General features: G+C 69.0%; 16 protein-coding genes. 10 read left to right on the top strand and 6 right to left on the bottom strand.

Going from position 1 to position 15,779, the window contains the following annotated elements; translation table 11 throughout:
• Positions 1–210 precede the first annotated feature (210 nt).
• Positions 211–621, top strand: coding sequence for a DUF4383 domain-containing protein (locus ACK4K7_RS08590; protein WP_431865192.1), 411 nt, complete (start codon positions 211–213; stop codon positions 619–621).
• A gap of 112 nt (positions 622–733) precedes the next feature.
• Positions 734–1,972 (top strand): L,D-transpeptidase family protein, encoded by a 1,239-nt coding sequence (locus ACK4K7_RS08585; protein WP_431865190.1) that lies wholly within the window; start codon positions 734–736, stop codon positions 1,970–1,972.
• Here ACK4K7_RS08585 and ACK4K7_RS08580 read toward each other — a convergent pair whose 3' ends face one another.
• On the bottom strand, positions 1,973–2,791 hold the full coding sequence (locus ACK4K7_RS08580; protein WP_431865189.1) for a hypothetical protein: 819 nt from the start codon (positions 2,789–2,791) through the stop codon (positions 1,973–1,975). It lies immediately after the preceding gene.
• Between the two features lie 73 nt (positions 2,792–2,864).
• Entirely contained in the window at positions 2,865–3,560 is a 696-nt protein-coding gene (locus ACK4K7_RS08575; RefSeq protein ID WP_431865187.1) for a murein L,D-transpeptidase catalytic domain family protein, read from the bottom strand.
• Positions 3,561–3,749: 189 nt separating this feature from the next.
• Here ACK4K7_RS08575 and ACK4K7_RS08570 point away from each other — a divergent pair, with 189 nt between their 5' ends.
• On the top strand, positions 3,750–4,559 hold the full coding sequence (locus ACK4K7_RS08570) for a universal stress protein (protein ID WP_431865185.1): 810 nt from the start codon (positions 3,750–3,752) through the stop codon (positions 4,557–4,559).
• A 10-nt stretch (positions 4,560–4,569) separates the two neighbouring features.
• Here the strand turns inward: ACK4K7_RS08570 and ACK4K7_RS08565 are convergent, their stop codons facing one another.
• A complete protein-coding gene (locus ACK4K7_RS08565; protein ID WP_431865183.1) occupies positions 4,570–5,214 on the bottom strand; it encodes a L,D-transpeptidase in 645 nt (214 codons plus the stop codon).
• Positions 5,215–5,304: 90 nt separating this feature from the next.
• On the opposite strand from ACK4K7_RS08565, the gene ACK4K7_RS08560 reads away from it, so the two are divergent.
• The gene (locus ACK4K7_RS08560; protein WP_431865181.1) at positions 5,305–6,336 is read left to right on the top strand and encodes an ATP-dependent DNA ligase; all 1,032 of its coding nucleotides are present in this window, start codon (positions 5,305–5,307) and stop codon (positions 6,334–6,336) included.
• Complete coding sequence (gene ligD, locus ACK4K7_RS08555; RefSeq protein ID WP_431865180.1) at positions 6,333–7,202, top strand: non-homologous end-joining DNA ligase; 870 nt, start codon at positions 6,333–6,335, stop codon at positions 7,200–7,202. The genes ACK4K7_RS08560 and ligD overlap by 4 nt, the downstream gene beginning before the upstream one ends.
• Positions 7,203–7,204: 2 nt before the next feature.
• Here the strand turns inward: ligD and ACK4K7_RS08550 are convergent, their stop codons facing one another.
• Positions 7,205–7,381: a hypothetical protein gene (locus tag ACK4K7_RS08550; RefSeq protein ID WP_431865178.1), complete on the bottom strand. Its 177-nt coding sequence runs from the start codon at positions 7,379–7,381 to the stop codon at positions 7,205–7,207.
• A gap of 178 nt (positions 7,382–7,559) precedes the next feature.
• On the opposite strand from ACK4K7_RS08550, the gene ACK4K7_RS08545 reads away from it, so the two are divergent.
• From ACK4K7_RS08545 to ACK4K7_RS08525, 5 genes are all read left to right on the top strand, one after another.
• Positions 7,560–8,165, top strand: a complete 606-nt coding sequence (locus ACK4K7_RS08545) for a response regulator transcription factor (protein WP_431865175.1) — start codon at positions 7,560–7,562, stop codon at positions 8,163–8,165.
• 2 nt (positions 8,166–8,167) lie between these two features.
• A complete protein-coding gene (locus tag ACK4K7_RS08540) occupies positions 8,168–10,246 on the top strand; it encodes a PAS domain-containing protein (protein WP_431865174.1) in 2,079 nt (692 codons plus the stop codon).
• Complete coding sequence (gene msrA / locus ACK4K7_RS08535; RefSeq protein ID WP_431865172.1) at positions 10,239–10,787, top strand: peptide-methionine (S)-S-oxide reductase MsrA; 549 nt, start codon at positions 10,239–10,241, stop codon at positions 10,785–10,787. Before ACK4K7_RS08540 ends, msrA begins: the two co-directional genes overlap by 8 nt.
• Before the next feature lie 209 nt (positions 10,788–10,996).
• Positions 10,997–13,330, top strand: a complete 2,334-nt coding sequence (locus tag ACK4K7_RS08530) for a TonB-dependent receptor (protein ID WP_431865170.1) — start codon at positions 10,997–10,999, stop codon at positions 13,328–13,330.
• Between the two features lie 64 nt (positions 13,331–13,394).
• Complete coding sequence (locus tag ACK4K7_RS08525; protein WP_431865168.1) at positions 13,395–14,612, top strand: FAD-dependent oxidoreductase; 1,218 nt, start codon at positions 13,395–13,397, stop codon at positions 14,610–14,612.
• A 5-nt stretch (positions 14,613–14,617) separates the two neighbouring features.
• Here the strand turns inward: ACK4K7_RS08525 and ACK4K7_RS08520 are convergent, their stop codons facing one another.
• Together ACK4K7_RS08520 and ACK4K7_RS08515 are read right to left on the bottom strand one after the other, a co-directional pair.
• A complete protein-coding gene (locus tag ACK4K7_RS08520; RefSeq protein ID WP_431865167.1) occupies positions 14,618–15,202 on the bottom strand; it encodes a hypothetical protein in 585 nt (194 codons plus the stop codon).
• Positions 15,189–15,665, bottom strand: a complete 477-nt coding sequence (locus ACK4K7_RS08515; RefSeq protein ID WP_431865166.1) for an RNA polymerase sigma factor — start codon at positions 15,663–15,665, stop codon at positions 15,189–15,191. Before ACK4K7_RS08515 ends, ACK4K7_RS08520 begins: the two co-directional genes overlap by 14 nt.
• Positions 15,666–15,779: the final 114 nt, after the last annotated feature.

The raw sequence follows: 15,779 nt of genomic DNA, 5'->3' as shown, positions 1-15,779 counted from the left end.
GAATGTGATCCAGCCTTGGCTGGAGCCGATACGACCTGAGCCACCTGGAGTTGCGCGTGACTGAGCCCCTGCTGCCGAACAAGCCGCGAGGCATGCCGGGGGAACGCCGGTCGCTATCACGGATGCCATGAAACGGGAACGAAGCGATCCGGGTGGGGTTCAGATCAAACGTCGGCCTTTACTGCGGCCGGATTTTTGGGGAGAGTTTCGATGAGCACCCGGACTTTCGCGCTTATCTTCGGTGTCGTGTTCCTGCTCGTCGGCATCGCCGGCTTCGTGCCGGGGCTGCTTCACGACGCGCAGCCGCATCCCGACCTGGCGGTCACCGACGGCTACGGCCACCTGCTCGGGCTGTTCCCCGTCAACATCCTCCACAATCTGGTCCACCTGCTGTTCGGCGTCTGGGGAATCCTCGCCTATCGCAGCGCCGGCGGCGCGGTGACCTATGCCCGCGGCGTCGCGATCGCCTACGGCGTACTGGTGATTTTCGGCTTCATCCCGACGCTGAACGTGCTGTTCGGGATGACGCCGCTCTACGGCAACGACATCTGGCTGCACGCCCTGCTCGCATTGGTCGCCGCCTATTTCGGCTGGGTGCATCGCGGCCGCGCCGCCGCCTGACGTCTCCCGCGCGTTCAGGAACTCGGCCGGCAAGCCACGCATTTCTACGGATGGAAACGGGCCTGTCCTGCCCGTCTAGCTGCGGGACATTCTGTTGCGTAGAAGGACCGTCATGCCGAACTACCTCCGCCTGGCCATTCTGCCATTGATTCTCGCGTCCCCGACGATGCCGGGCTCCGCCCAGTCGGGCGCCGCGCCGCGGCTCGATTACCAGATGCCCGGCGCGGCCCAGCCGGCGCCGCAGCTCGGCTATCAGGTGCCGCCGCCGCCGGTCGAGACCGCGCCGCGCTGGAGCCGCGCGGCGGCCGAGGACCTGCTCCTCTACCTGGACCGGGTCGGCGAGGAGGGGCTGGACCCCGCCTGGTACGACGGCGATCGGCTCCGCGCGGCGCTGGCCTCGGGCGACGAAACGGCGTGGCAGGGCGCAGCGAGCGACATCTTTCTGCGGCTCAGCGCCGATCTGTCGCAGGGCTATGTGCGGGGTTCCGACCGCGTCGGCTGGCACATGCCGGGCTTTGAACTGAACGGCGATCAGCAGCGCCAGCTGATGGCCCGCGCCATCGCCGAGGGGCGGGTCGCGCCGGCGCTCAGCAGCCTGCTCCCGACCCATGCCCAATATCAGTTCCTGAAGCGCGCGCTGGCCGCGACCGCGCCGCAGGACAGCGCCCGGCGCGAGCTCATCCGGGTCAACATGGAGCGGTGGCGCTGGATGCCGCGCGAGCTCGGCGCCCGCCACATCATCGTCAACGTGCCCGCCTTCACCGCGGCGATCGTCGACAACGGCCAGGTGACGGCGCGGCACCGCACGATCGTCGGCAAGACCTCGACGCCGACGCCGCAGCTGCGCGCCGACGCGGTGGCGGTGACCTTCAACCCCTGGTGGAACGTGCCGGCCAGCATCGTGCGCGAAATGAACGGGCGCTATGGCGGCTATGAAGTGACCCGCGGCGCCGACGGCATCCGCCTGCGCCAGGCGCCGGGGCCGCGCAACGCGCTCGGCCGGATGAAGGTCGAAATGCCGAACGACTATGCGATCTACCTCCACGACACGCCGGCCAAGGCCCTGTTCGACCGGCCGGTGCGCGCCTTCAGCCATGGCTGCATCCGCACCCAGGACGCGCTCGGCTTCGCGCAGCAGCTGCTGGCGCCGACCGACGCCTGGGACCGGGCGAGGATCGACAAGGCGGCGGCGGACGGCAAGACGGTGCGCGCGAACCTTTCAGCGCCGGTGCCCGTCTTCATCGCTTATTTCACCGCCGCCGCCACGGAAGACGGCCGGATCGTGACCTACAGCGATCTCTACGGCCGCGACGCGCCGGTGCGAAAGGCGCTGACCGCGGCGCGGAGCTGATCAGCCGCCCTGCACCCCGGTATAGGCGGTTTGGTGCAGCCACTCGCGGTTGCGCTGGGCGGCTTTTCGCCATTCGGCTTCCGTCATGCAGAAGCGCACCTTCCGCACCCGCGTACCCGCCACTGAGAAGCGCCGGCAGCTGACCGTCTGGAGATCGGCGTCGCCGGTGACGGCGCCATAGAGGCGGCCGACGTCGAGGCCGGCCTGGCGCAGCTCGCCGCTCCAGTAGCGGCGCAGCGTCTGATAGGCGGCCTGGGCGAAGATGCTGCGCAGTTCCGTCGGCGCCACCGTCAGGCGTGCGTCCGGCGACAGGCAAGCGGACATATAGGGCTGCATCGCCGCCAGCACGGCGGCTTCGCGGCGCGAGCCGACGGGCATGCGCAGCAGCCGCTCCGTATTCTCGGTGTCGTTGCGGACCACGCAGTCGGCCCAGCGGTAGAGCTGAACCGTCGCATCTCCGTCCGCGTCGTCCATCTCGGTGGGGAGCGCGAGGTCGATCCAGGCGCCGCGGTTGCGCGGATCGGTGCCGAACTCGCGGAAATCGATGGCGTAGAGCTCCTGTGCGATCGCCCCGCGCAGCAGCATGGCGGCATCGTCCGGAAGCTTGCGGCCGCCGCAGCCGGCCCGATCGATTGCGGCCTGGCCCTCGCGCCCGACCTCTCCGCCGCCCAGCGGCAGAGTGGAGAGGAGATGCGCCGCATGTCCGCGCCCGGCGGAGACGACGCAGCGGCCGACATCATAAGCGGCGCGGGCGGTCGCCTCGTCGGCGGCGGACGGGGTGAAGGCGGTGAGCGCGGTCAAAGCGAGAGCGGTGATCATCGGACGGTCCCCTCAATAAGCCGTCAGATGCTCCTCCCGATCGGCCGCGTCCGCAACCGCCAAGTCTAAGGGGTCAGACGCGGTCGGCGTAGAGGAAGCGGCCGGGGCCCAGCCGTTCGAGCACTTCCTGGAGGCTCGCATATGAGAAAGCGAAGCAGCCTTCGGAGCGGCCGAGCTTGCCGTGCTGTTCGACCACGTCCGGCTCCGCATACCAGGCGGAATGGACGACGATCGCTCGCGCCTCGGCGTTGCTGTTCGACGGATCGAGCCCGTGCAGCCGCATCGAGCGGCCGTATTTGCCATGATAATAGACGCCGCTCAGATAGGCGCCGTCCGACGTGGCATTCGAACCCGGCGCGTTGGAGAAGCGCTGGAGAAAGCCGGTATGGCCGGGATCGGAGCCGCGGCCGTGGGAGACGAGATGGCGGCTGACCCGGCCGCTGTTCGTATCGAGGATGTAGAAGCGCGCCTCGCGCGAGGCTTTGCCGAAATCGGCGATGCCGACGAGATCGGTGTGGGTCAGCCGGTTGCGATGGCGGTCGAACGATGCCCGGGCGCGGGCCAGCAGACGTTGGTCGACGACCGGATCGACGGCGACGCGCGGCCGGGCCGGCGCCGGTTCGGGCGGGGGCGGCGCGGGCAGGGGCTCCGCATCCGGGCCGGCCGGGGTCGGCTGCAGCGCGGCGGCGAGCAGCGGCGACCCCGCCGCGATGCCGATGATGCCGCTGGCGGCGCCAGCGCCGATGATCTGCCGTCGTGAAAGCTGCACATGTCCCTCCCCGGATGAACCCTGAAAATATGGGGGATATGGTTTATTCTCAATGAAGTGGCCGGCGGCGAAACGGGCTTTGGCCGCATGGGGGGCGCGTTTCGCCGCACATTAGGGAACTTTCCTCATATGCCCCGGCGCGGGCGGTGTTAGCTTCCCGGCATCGCCGCCGGTTTAGGGGACCTCGCCATGAAATCCGTATTGCTGCACATCCACGACGATCTGGGCCAGGAGGCGCGGCTGCAGGCGGCGCTGGACATTGTGCGGTGCTTCGACGGCCACCTGACCTGCCTGCAGGCGACGCCGTTCGACAGCTACATCGTCAGCGATCCGTTCGGCGGCGTCTACGCCTTTCCGGAGGTGATCCGTCGGGTGCGGGAGGACCAGGAGGCGGCGCGCTCACGCATCGAGGCCGATCTCGCCAATGAGGGCGTGAGCTGGGACTGGCTGCATTTCGACGGCGCCGCGTCGCAGATGCTGGTCGATCAGGCGCGGCTCGCCGACGTGATCGTCGTCAGCCAGCCCGGGCGGGACGGCGGCGAACGCCAGCCGCTGCCGATCGCGGCCGACATCGCTATCCATTCGCGCGCGCCGGTGCTCGCCATTCCGCAGGCGTCGCGGCGGCTCGATTGCGCGGGAACGGCGATGATCGCGTGGAACGGATCGGCCGAAGCGGCCTATGCCTTGCGCGTTGCCCGACCGATGCTGCGCGGCGCCGCCGCCATCCACATCGTGGAAGTGACGGAAGGCGGCGACGATCTGCCGTCCGCCGCCGCCTGCCGCTACCTTGCCCGCCACGGCATGGCGTCGGAGCTTCACGAGCGTCCCCGGGGCGACCGGAGCATCCCCGAGTTGCTGTCCGCCGCCGCGGCCGAGCTTCAGGCGGATTATGTCGTCATGGGCGCCTATGGCCGCTCACGATTGCGGGAGCTGGTGCTGGGCGGCGTCACCCGGGACATGCTCCACGACAGCACCGTTCCGATCCTGATGGCGCACTGAGCGCCGCGGCTCAGTCCACCACCTCGATCGGGATCGGCCGTTCGAGCCGGATCTGGAACTCCTCGTTGCGGCTGTCGAGCATGTTCCGGAACCAGTCCTGACCGTCCCAGGCGCCGCCGGCGCGCAGCAGCAGCTCCGCCAGCTCGATCACGATCGAATTGGCGACGCGGATCGATCCGTGCGACGCGGCCTGGCCCAGGCTTTCGAGATTGTCGGTGCCGTGGATCGTGTAAGGCATGTTGAAGACGAGACGGGCACGTCCCATCGGGTTTTGCGGGTCGCCCGGCCCACGCCGCTCGCGGTCCTCCGCCCATTCGCTGTCCGGCGGGATCCATTCGGGATTGATGTCCACCCGGTCGAACTGCCAGCTCCCGCTCGGCGTCTCATGCTCGGAGTCGCCGACCGCCACGTCGTGGGTGCGGATCACTTCGTCGCCGCGATAGACGCGGACCTTACGGTCGCTCTTGTCGACCACGAAGCGCAGCTCGCCGGCTTCCTGCTGGGCGCGCTGCCGCTCCATCATTCGCGGATCGGGCTGCGGCGCCTGCGCCTGCGGCTCCGGCGGCGGCTCGGCCGAGGGCTGCTGCTGTTGCTGCCCGCAGGCGGCGGTGAACAGCAGCGCGAAGGCGAGCAGGAATAGGTTCAGAAATCGCATCTCTCTCTCCGGCTTTTACGAGGCAACGCGTCCGCTCCAGCTTTCGTTGCGTAGCCGGGACATATCCGCCGGGCGGCGAGTTGATGATCCATGGCCGGCTTCGCGAACCTGTCCGTTCATCCTCCGCTCGCGCCGATGGAAGCGAGGTCGGTGGCCGCCCTGCCGGAGGAAGCGGGCTGGCAATATGAGCCCAAGTGGGACGGCTTTCGCTGCCTGGTTTTTCGCGACGGTGACGCGGTCGAGCTCCAGTCCAAGGGCTTGAAGCCGCTCGGCCGCTATTTCCCCGAGGTGGTGGAGACGGTGCGGTCGCTCCCGAGCCGCCGCTTCGTGCTGGACGGGGAACTTGTCATCCCTGTCGACGGGGCGCTCTCGTTCGAAGCGCTCCAGCTGCGGCTCCACCCGGCCGAGAGCCGAATCCGGAAGCTCGCGGCGGCGACGCCCGCCCAGTTGATGCTGTTCGACTGTCTTGAGTGCGAGCGGCCGTTGGTCGCTCGCTCGCTCGCCGAGCGCCGCGCCGCGCTGGAGACTTTCCACACGCGATCCGGCGGAGAGGACGTGCTGCTCTCGCCGGCAACCGAGGATCCGGAGGTCGCGCGCGCATGGCTCGGCCTGGCGGGCGGCGCGCTCGACGGCGTCGTCGCCAAGCGGCTGGACGCCGCTTACGCGCCGGGGGAGCGGACGATGCTGAAGGTGAAGCGGCTGCGCACCGCGGACTGCGTGGTGGGCGGCTTCCGTTACGCCACTTCCGGGCGCGAGGTCGGATCGCTGCTCCTCGGCCTCTATGGCGAGGATGGCTGCCTTCATCATGTCGGCTTCACCTCGGCCATAGCGGCGGCCGAGCGGGCGGCGCTGACGAAGCGGCTCAAGGCTTTGGTCGAGCCGCCCGGTTTCACCGGCCGCGCGCCCGGCGGCCCGAGCCGCTGGAGCACCGATCGCTCCGCCGACTGGCAGCCGCTCCGGCCGGAACTGGTAGCCGAGGTCCGCTACGACCATGTCACCGGCGACCGTTTCCGCCACGGCACAGGGTTCCTGCGCTGGCGGCCGGACAAGGCGCCGGAGCAGTGCCGGATGGACCAGCTGCGTCAGGAAATCGCCCCGGCCAGGCTGGAGGTGCCGGGATGAGCGAGATCGAGGTGGCGGGCGTGCGGCTCACCAATCCCGAGAAGGTGCTCTACCCCGAACAAGGGATCACCAAGCGGGAACTTGCGGACTATTACCTCGCTATGGCCGATCGGATGTTGCCGCATGTCGCCCGGCGGCCGGTGACGATGGTGCGCTGTCCCACCGGGCGGCAGAAGAAATGCTTCTACCAGCGCCATGCCGGGTCCGGCGTTCCGCGCCAGCTCCGCAAGGTGACGGTGCCGGGCTTCGACAATCCGTATCTCTATATCGAGGATGTGGCCGGGCTGGTGGCGTTGGCGCAGATGGGGGTGCTGGAGCTGCATCCCTGGGGCGTCACCATCGACGCGCCCACCCGGCCCGATCGCATCATCTTCGATCTCGACCCGGACGAAGAGCTCGGCTTCGCCGACGTGGTCGCGGCCGCGCGCGAGGTGCGGGAGCGGCTGTCGGCGCTCGGCCTTCAAAGCTTCGTCAAAACGACCGGGGGCAAGGGGCTCCACGTCGTGCTGCCGGTGGCGCCGGTTTACGACTGGCGGGCGGCCAAGGCGTTCGCCAAGGACCTCTCCGACGCCATGGCGGCGGACGCGCCCGACCGCTACCTCACCCGCATCTCGAAGGCGGAGCGGGCAGGGCGGATCTTCATCGATTATCTGCGCAACGACGCCACCTCGACGGCGGTGGCTCCTTATTCCACCCGCTCACGGGCCGGAGCGCCGGTGGCGATGCCGCTCGCCTGGGAGGAGGTCGGCCCGGACCTCGACCACTGCGCCTTCACCGTCCGCACCGCTCCGGCGCATGTACAAGGGAGCGCCGATCCCTGGGCCGGGATGGCGGACCTGCGGCAGCGACTGCCGCCGACGCCTTAAGCTCAGTTCGTGCGGACCTGTTCGCCCGCCTCCTCCGCCGCGCGGAGCATGCGCTCAGCCGTCTCGCGCGCCGCTTCCGGCGTGAAGGCGACGGCGACGCCTTCCGGCCCGTCGAGCAGGACCTGACCGGCTTCGGCGATGACATGGCTCGGCTGAGCATGGGGGCCCGTGGTTCCCATGGCAGTGCCTCCTCTGCCGCGCCAACTTAGAGCGGCGCGCGAGGTTCCCCCGGGGCGGACCCGCGTCGGCGAGCGGCGGCGAATGCGGGTTGAAAAAGAGCGTGGTGCGCCCCATTGTCGGGCCTCTCCCCCAGCGTATCCAAGGGCCAGGACACTGAGTACTCGTATCGTCTATGTCGTGGACGACGACCGCGAGGTCCGTCGTTCGATCAGTTTCATGCTCGGCGCGGCCGAACTCACTTCTCACCCGTTCGCGAGCGGGGCGGACTTCCTCGAGAATCTGGAGACGCTGCAGCCCGGCTGCGTGCTGCTCGACATCCGCATGCCGCAGATCGACGGCTTTCAGGTGATGGCCGAGCTGCGCAGCCGCGGAAACGACTGGCCGGTGGTGGTGATGACAGGCCATGGCGAAGTCTCGATCGCGGTGCGCGCGATGAAGCTCGGTGCGATCGATTTTCTTGAAAAGCCCTTCTCGGAAGAAGCGCTGCTCGGCTGTTTCGAGAACGCCTTCACCCTGCTGGCCGAACGCGACGAGGCGGCCCGCCGCCGTCAGGACGCGGTCGAACGGGTGGAGCAGCTCACCGGCCGCGAGACCGAAGTGCTGCGCGGGCTGCTCGCCGGCCGCTCGAACAAGCTGCTTGCCCAGGATCTCGGCATCAGCCTGCGCACGGTGGAGATGCATCGCGGCAACATGATGAACCGGCTCGGCGTCGACAGCCTCGCCGAAGCGCTTGCGCTCGCCATACAGGCCGGCGTCGAACCGGCGCAGCCCGACGCCGCCTGACGATGGGCGAGGGGGCGCCGGCGCAGGGAGCTGAGGCCCGGATCGCGGCGCTGGAGGCGGAAACGGCGCGGCTCCGCGACGCGCTTGCCGAAGCGGAGGCCGAACGGGCGCGGCTGCGGGAAAGCGAGCGCATGTATCGCTTCTCAGCGGAGATCGCGCGCCGCCTCGTCTGGGCGACCGACCCGTCGGGCAAGGTGCTGTCGATGAGCCGGATGTTCACCGTGCTGACGGGCATCGCCGACGAACGCGCGCTGATGGACGGCTGGCTGCAGGTGGTGCATCCCGACGATCGGGCGCGGGTCAAGGCGCATTGGCAACGCTGCCTCACCAGCGGCGATTTCTTCGAAGCGGATTTTCGCGCCCTGCTGCCCGGCGGGGCGGTGCGGCTCGCCCAGTCGCGCGCCATTCCGGTCCGCGACAAGGCCGGCGAGATCGTCTGCTGGTACGGATCGACCAAGGACATCCATGAGGAGCGCGAGACGGAGCGCGCCCGGATCGAGGCCGAAGAGAAGCTGCGCGAGAGCGAGGAACTCTATCGCCACACCGTGGAGCTCAGCCAGCAGCTCGTCTGGACGGCGACTCCCAGGGGCAAGCTGCTGACCTTGAGCCCGCGCTTCTACGATCTGACCGGCATCGCCGTCGAGGTCGACGCGGAAGAGGCGTGGCAGCAGGTCGTCCACCCCGACGATGCCGGGCGGGTCATGACGGAATGGAGGGTGGCGATGGAGCGGGGCGCGCCGCACAGTTCCGAATTCCGCGTCCGCCTGGCGGACGGCAAATACCGCCTGTACAGCGTCCGCGCCGCGCCCCGGCGGAACGAGGAGGGACGGATCGTCCGCTGGTACGGCACCACCGAGGACATTCACGAGCAGCGCCAGGCCGATCTCGCCCGGCGCGAGGCGGAGGAGCGCTATCGGCTCGCCGTTCGGGCGACCAACGATGCGATCTGGGACTATGACATCGCCACCGGCGACGTCGAATGGAGCGAGATGGCGTCCGAGATCGTCGGATCGGCCACGCCGCCCGGCGTGACGCCGATCTCCTGGTGGGAGGAGCGCATCCACCCCGACGACAGGTTCCGGGTGCTCGCCAGCCTGCAGCGGGCGATCGAGGGCGAGACGGCGCGCTGGTCGGAAGCCTACCGCCTGCAGCGCGACGACGGCAGCTATGCCGACATTCTCGACCGCGGTTTCATCATTCGCGACGATGGAGGCCGCGCGATCCGGGCGGTGGGCGCGCTCGCCGATCTCACCGACCGGCGCCGCGCCGAGGCGGAGATCGGCCGCATGCAGGCGGAACTGGTCCATGTGTCGCGGGTCAGCGCGATGGGGACTATGGCCTCCACGCTCGCCCATGAGCTCAACCAGCCGCTCACCGCCGTCGCCAACTATGTGCGCGGCGCGCAGCGCATGCTCGACAGGATGCCGGGCGGCAACGAGGCGCTGCGCGAAGCGCTGGAGGCCACCGAGGCGGGGGCGCTGCGCGCCGGGCAGATCGTGCGGCGGCTACGCGAACTCGTGTCGCGGGGCAGCGTCACCTTCGCCATCGAGGATCTCGGCCGCATCATGGAGGAGGCGGGTATCCTCGCTTTCGTCGACGAGCATCTCCACGGGATCAGCCACAGGATCGACATCGAGCCGGAAGCGCGCTTCGTGCGCGCCGACCGGATCCAGGTGCAGCAGGTGCTAATCAACCTCGTCCGAAACGCCGTGCAGGCCATGCAGGACGGCCCGGTGCGTCACATCGAAATCACCGCCGCGCTGGCCGCGACGGGCGACATGGTGGAAGTACGCGTCGCCGACACCGGCAGCGGCATCGCCTCCGAGCATCTCGAAAGCCTCTTCTCCCAATTCATGACCACCAAGCGCGAAGGGATGGGCATCGGCCTGCCCATCAGCCGCACGATCATCGAGGCGCATGGCGGTCGCATCTGGGCGGAGAACCGGACGGGCGGCGGCGCCGTCTTCTGCTTCACCCTGCCGCGCGCGCGGCGCGGCGCCCATCGCACGCCCGCCGGTTACATTCCGCCGCGCGCGCACTATCTGCGTCCCGGCGAAGGAGAAGAAAAAGCTCATGGCTGAACAACAGGCGACTTTGGCGGGCGGCTGCTTCTGGTGCACCGAAGCGGTCTACAAGGACGTGATCGGGGTCACCCGCGTCGAAAGCGGCTATACCGGCGGCCATGTCGCCGATCCGGACTACAAGCAGGTGTGCGGCGGCGATACCGGCCATGCCGAAGCGGTGCGGATCAGCTTCGATCCCGAACAGATCGCCTACGCCGATCTCCTCGACATCTTCTTCGCGACGCACGATCCGACCCAGCTCAACCGGCAGGGCAACGATATCGGCACCCAATATCGCAGCGCCATTTTCCCGCACGACGAGAGCCAGGAAGAAGAGGCCCGGGCCGCGATCGAACGAGCCCAGGCGGAGTGGGACCAGCCGGTCGTCACCGCGATCGAGCCGTTGGCCGAATGGTACCCGGCGGAGGCCTATCATCAGGATTATTTCGAGCGGGAAGGCAGCCGCAACCCCTATTGCATGGCGGTCGTCGCCCCGAAGCTGCGTAAGTTCCGCAAGAGCTTCGCCGAACGGCTGAAACGGGAAAGCGCCGCCGGCTGATCGCCGGCGCGGGGACGCCGGGCCACGTTGTCACATAATTGCAACAGGGAGGCAGCTTTGTAGCTGCTCCCCTTCTGTTCGCTTGCGCGCACATCGCGGCCCTCTAATCTGCATCAAGCTTTTTGCAGGAGGCTCCCATGTCGCGCCAAGTGAAAGCTAACTCCCTTCAAGTAAAAGCCTTTCTGGTCGGAACGTCTTGTCTTGCCTGGATGTGCGCCGCCGCTCCGGCCGCCGCGCAGACCGGCCCAAGCGAGGCCACCCAGGCGACCGGTGACATCATCGTCACGGCCACCAAGCGTGCGACCACGCTTCAGAACGTGCCTTTCTCGATCAACGCCCAGACCGAGGAGGACATCCAGCGGTCCGGCGCCGTGACGCTCGAGGACCTGTCGCGCAACGTCGCGGGTCTCACCATCCAGAATCTCGGGCCCGGTCAGAGCCAGGTGTCGGTGCGCGGCGTGTCCGCCGGCCAGGTCGTCCGCGACCAGCCGGGCGTCAAGGAGCAGGTCGGCGTCTATCTCGACGAGTCGGTGGTCTCGCTCTCGCTGTTCACACCGGACCTCGATCTGTTCGACCTCAACCGCGTCGAGACGCTGCGCGGCCCGCAGGGAACGCTGTTCGGATCGGGGTCGGTCGGCGGCACGATCCGCTACATCACCAACCAGCCGGACCTCACCGCCCTCCAGGGAATGGTCGAAGGGAATGTGAACCTCGTCGCCGAGGACGATTTCGGCGGCCATCTGAAGGGCATGATCAACCTGCCGCTGGGCGCCGGCGCCGCGCTGCGCGCGGTCGGCTATCACACCCGATATGGCGGCTTCGTCGATGCGCTCCGCCCCGGCGGCCAGGTCGACGAGAATGTGAACGACGGCCGGCGCACGGGCGGACGGCTGGCGCTGACGTTCGAACCGGCGCCGGACATCCGCATCACGCCGCGCGTGGTCTATCAGGAGATACGGGCGAACGGCTTCAACCGGCAGGAGGCGTTCAACCTCTTCGCCAATCCGTTCACCACCAGCCGCCCGGCCATCCAGCTCGGCGAGCGCCAGCAATATCTGCTGCTCCGCGAGGAATTCCGCGACAACACCTTGATCGCCGATCTCACCGCCTCGTTCGGCTTCGGCGGGGTCGAGCTGACGTCGGTCACCACTTATCTCGATCGCGACATCCTGGTGAGCCGCGACGCGAGCGCTCTGACCGGCAGCGTTTCGGTCGATCTCGGCTTTCCGACCGCGGGCGTGCTCCTGCCGTCCAACCTCGTCGATACCACCGACCTCCAGAGCTTCGTTCAGGAGGTGCGCCTGTCCTCGGCGACGCCGGGGCCGTTCCAGTGGGTGTTCGGCGGCTTCTATTCGAACACGGACCGCGTCTACGCCCAGCGGCTGCCGACGCCGGGCTATGACGCTTTCATCGATTCGACGCTCGGTGCCGGCACGGCGGCGGCGACGCGGGGCGGCTATGCGCCCGATTCGCCGTACAATTCGGACCTGCCCTACGACATCAAGCAGAAGGCGGTGTTCGGCGAGGTGAGCTACGATCTCACCGACCGCTTCACCGTGACGGCGGGCGGCCGCTATTACGACTTTGACGAAGAACGCAGCTTCCGGTCCGGCGGTCTCTTCTCGGGCGGCGACAATCGCACCGACCGGACGAGCTCCGACGGCTTCAGTCCGCGCATCATCGCGACCTACGAGGCGGTGGACGGCGTGCGGCTCAACGCGCAGGCGTCGAAAGGCTTCCGCCTCGGCGGCGTTAACGATCCTCTCAACATCCCGCTCTGCACGCCGCAGGACCGGGCAATCTTCGGCGGTTACCAAAGCTATGAGGACGAAACGCTCTGGAACTATGAGGTGGGCGTCAAGGCGCAGCGGCCGGGCATCACCCTCAACGCCGCCGCCTTCTACACCGACATCAGCAATCTGCAGGTGACGCTGGACGCCGGCAGCTGCTCGTCGCGCATCGTCTTCAACGTGCCCAAGGCGCACACGATGGGCCTTGAGTTCGAGCTGGCGGCGCAGCCCGCGCCCGGGGTCGGCCTGTCGCTCGCCGGCAGCCTGCTCGAAGCCAAGTTCGATTCCACGGTGGTCGACGGCACCGGCAACGTGATCGGCGGTATCCGCGACGGCAACCGCCTGCCCAGCGTGCCCCGGTTCCAGCTGTCGGCCAATGCGAGCTACGCCTTCCCGGTGACATTCGGGCGGGAGGCGTTCGTCGCGGCCTCGTTCCAGCATGTCGGCAGCCGCTTCACCCAGCCGAGCGACCAGGAGAACAATCCGCGCACCTTCGTCCACGGACTGCCGTTCGCGGGCATGCCGGCCAACGCGTCGACCACGCTCGACCTCAGGCTGCCAAGCTATCAGCTGTTCAATCTCTCGGCCGGCGTCGATTTCAACGGCGGCACCGAGCTTCTGGTCTATGTCACCAACCTGTTCGACGAGAATCCGATCCTGTCGTTCGACCGCGAACGCGGCGGCCGCGCCCGGCTCGGCTTCAACATCGGCCAGCCCCGCCAGATCGGCGTAACGGTGCGCCAGCGGTTCTGAAGCTGAAACCTACGGTCGCCGTCGGGCGCGGCGGCCGTAGCCTCCCTCTGGCCGGAGCGACGCGATGACCGACATGACGCGGCGGGGAGTGCTGGGCGCGGCCGCGGCGGCGCTGGCCGCCCCCGCCGTGCTGCGCGCCGCGGGGCCTGGCCGGGTGGCGGTGGTCGGAGCCGGCGCCTTCGGCGCCTGGACGGCCTGGAAGCTGCTGGAGCGCGGCCACCGCGTGCTCCTGATCGACGCCTGGGGTCCGGCCCATGCCCGCGCCTCGTCCGGCGGGGAATCGCGGATGACGCGCAGCGCCTACGGCCCGGACGAGGTCTATGCCCGAATGGCGCTCGACTCCCTCGCCGACTGGAAGTGGCTGTCGGCGCGAAGCGATCTGCCGCTGTTCCACCAGATTGGAGTGCTGTTCTTCTTCCAGAAGCTGGAGCCATATTTCGAGGACAGCCTCGCCGTTCACCGGCGGATGGGGCTGCCGACCCAGTTGCTGGACGCGCCGGCGCTCCGCCGGCGCTTTCCGCAGATCGACTTCACCGGCGTCGAGGCGGGGCTGTACGAGCCCGGCTTCGGCGCGCTGATGGCGCGGCGTGCGATCCAGTCGCTGGTCGCGCGCTTCACACAGGCGGGCGGCGTGTACCGGCAGGCGCGGGTCGCCGGGCTGGCGCCGGAGGGGCTTCGGCTCGCGGACGGGGAGACGGTGTCGGCCGACCAGCACGTGTTCGCCTGCGGTCCCTGGCTCCCCAAGCTCTTCCCGGACCTGCTCGGCCGCCGGATCTTCCCGACCCGCCAGGAAGTGTTCTTCTTCGCGACGCCGCCGGGCGAGGACGCCTATGCGCCGGGCCGCTTGCCGGGCTGGGCGGACTTCAACGAAGGCGACATCTATTACGGCTTCCCCGATCTGGAGGCGCGGGGCTTCAAGATCGCGCACGACCGCCATGGTCCTCCGGTCGATCCGGACACGCTGGAGCGCCTGCCCTCCGCCGACGCGCTGGCCGACGTGCGGGCCTTCATGGCGCGGCGCTTCCCCGGCCTCGCCGAGGCGCCGCTCAGCGAGGCTCGGGTCTGCCAATATGAGAACAGCGCGAACGGCGATCTCCTGATCGACCGCCATCCGGACCGTGCGGACATCCTGCTGGTCGGGGCCGGATCGGGTCACGGCTTCAAGCACGGGCCGGCGGTCGGCGCCTATGCGGCGGATCTGATCGAGGGCAAGCGGGAACGGCCCGAACCGCGCTTCTCGCTCGCCACCAAGACCGAAGCCGCCGCACGCGCGGTCCACTGAGAGGTTCAGTCCCGGCTGCGCGAATAAATGGCGATCAACCGCTCGGTCTCGCCGAGCTCGGCCTCCAGGCGCGAACGGCGCCAGCGGTGCCAGACCAGCGCGAGCGCGGCGGCGGCGGCCCAGGTGAGCGCGATCCGGAAGGCGGGGTGCGGCGGGGTCAGGCCGGCGAAAGCGAGCAGCAACGCGCCGGTCGCGCAGGCGGTCAGGATCAGTGCGCCGTGGCGGGTGCCGCGGAGCAGGAGAAGGGCGATCTCCGCCTGCCGCCGCCGCTCGGCGAGCAAATCCTCCACCGCGGCGAGATCGGATGCGGCGCCCTGCCGCCGGAGCCACAGCTGCTCGGCGACGATCATCGGCACCGCCAGCAGCAGGCCGGCCGCGGACAGCGCCACCAGCGCGTCGTTCGCGCTCCAGGCGCGCCAGGCGAACCAGCCGCCGAACACCGCCGCGATCATTGCCGCGACCAGGTGGACGAAGGACCACAGCTTGCGGACCCGGCGGCCGCGGGCGGCGCGGCGGCGCACCCGATCCAGATCGACCGGCGAGGCGCGCCAGTCGGCCTTCAGCGCGTCCAACAGCTCATCGCCCGCCATCGAGCAGCTCCCGCAATCGGACCTTCGCCCTGTTCACCCGCACCCCGACATTGGAGACGCTGATGCCCAGCGTCTCGGCGATCTCGGCATAGCTCAGCTCCTCGAGCAGCAGCGTCAGCACCTGGCGATAGGGCAGCGGCAGCCGGCGGATCGCGGCGGCGAGCAACTGCGACCGCTCGGCGCTCTGGAGGAGGGTTTCCGGGTCCGCCGCTTCGGCCGGCTCCTCGCCGCTGCGGTCCGCCCGCTTCGCGGCCACGCGGCGCACGATGTGGGACACGCCGCGATTGTGGGCGATGCGAAACAGGAAGGGCGCGAGGCTGTCCGCCCGCTCCAGCCTCGGCAACGCCTGGTGCACGGCCAGCAGGATGTCCTGCAGCAGATCCTCCCTCAGCGCCGGATCGGCTTCGTAGGACGCGGCGACGCGTGCGAGTGCCTGGCCGTAGCGCGCGATGATGTCCTCCATGCTCCCCACGCGCGATCAGTCCCTCCCGCCACCGCTCTTCTTACGAAATCTTTTTCCCTCCGCGCCTGTAAGCCCCGCGCCCCGCCGGCGGACTGAAGGGCATGTTCACTCGGG

Source organism: Allosphingosinicella sp., from assembly GCF_046295735.1.
In the GTDB taxonomy this organism is placed as follows: Bacteria; Pseudomonadota; Alphaproteobacteria; order Sphingomonadales; family Sphingomonadaceae; genus Allosphingosinicella.
The sequence above is the reverse complement of the archived record's forward strand: the minus strand, read 5'-3'. Positions and strand labels throughout refer to the sequence as shown.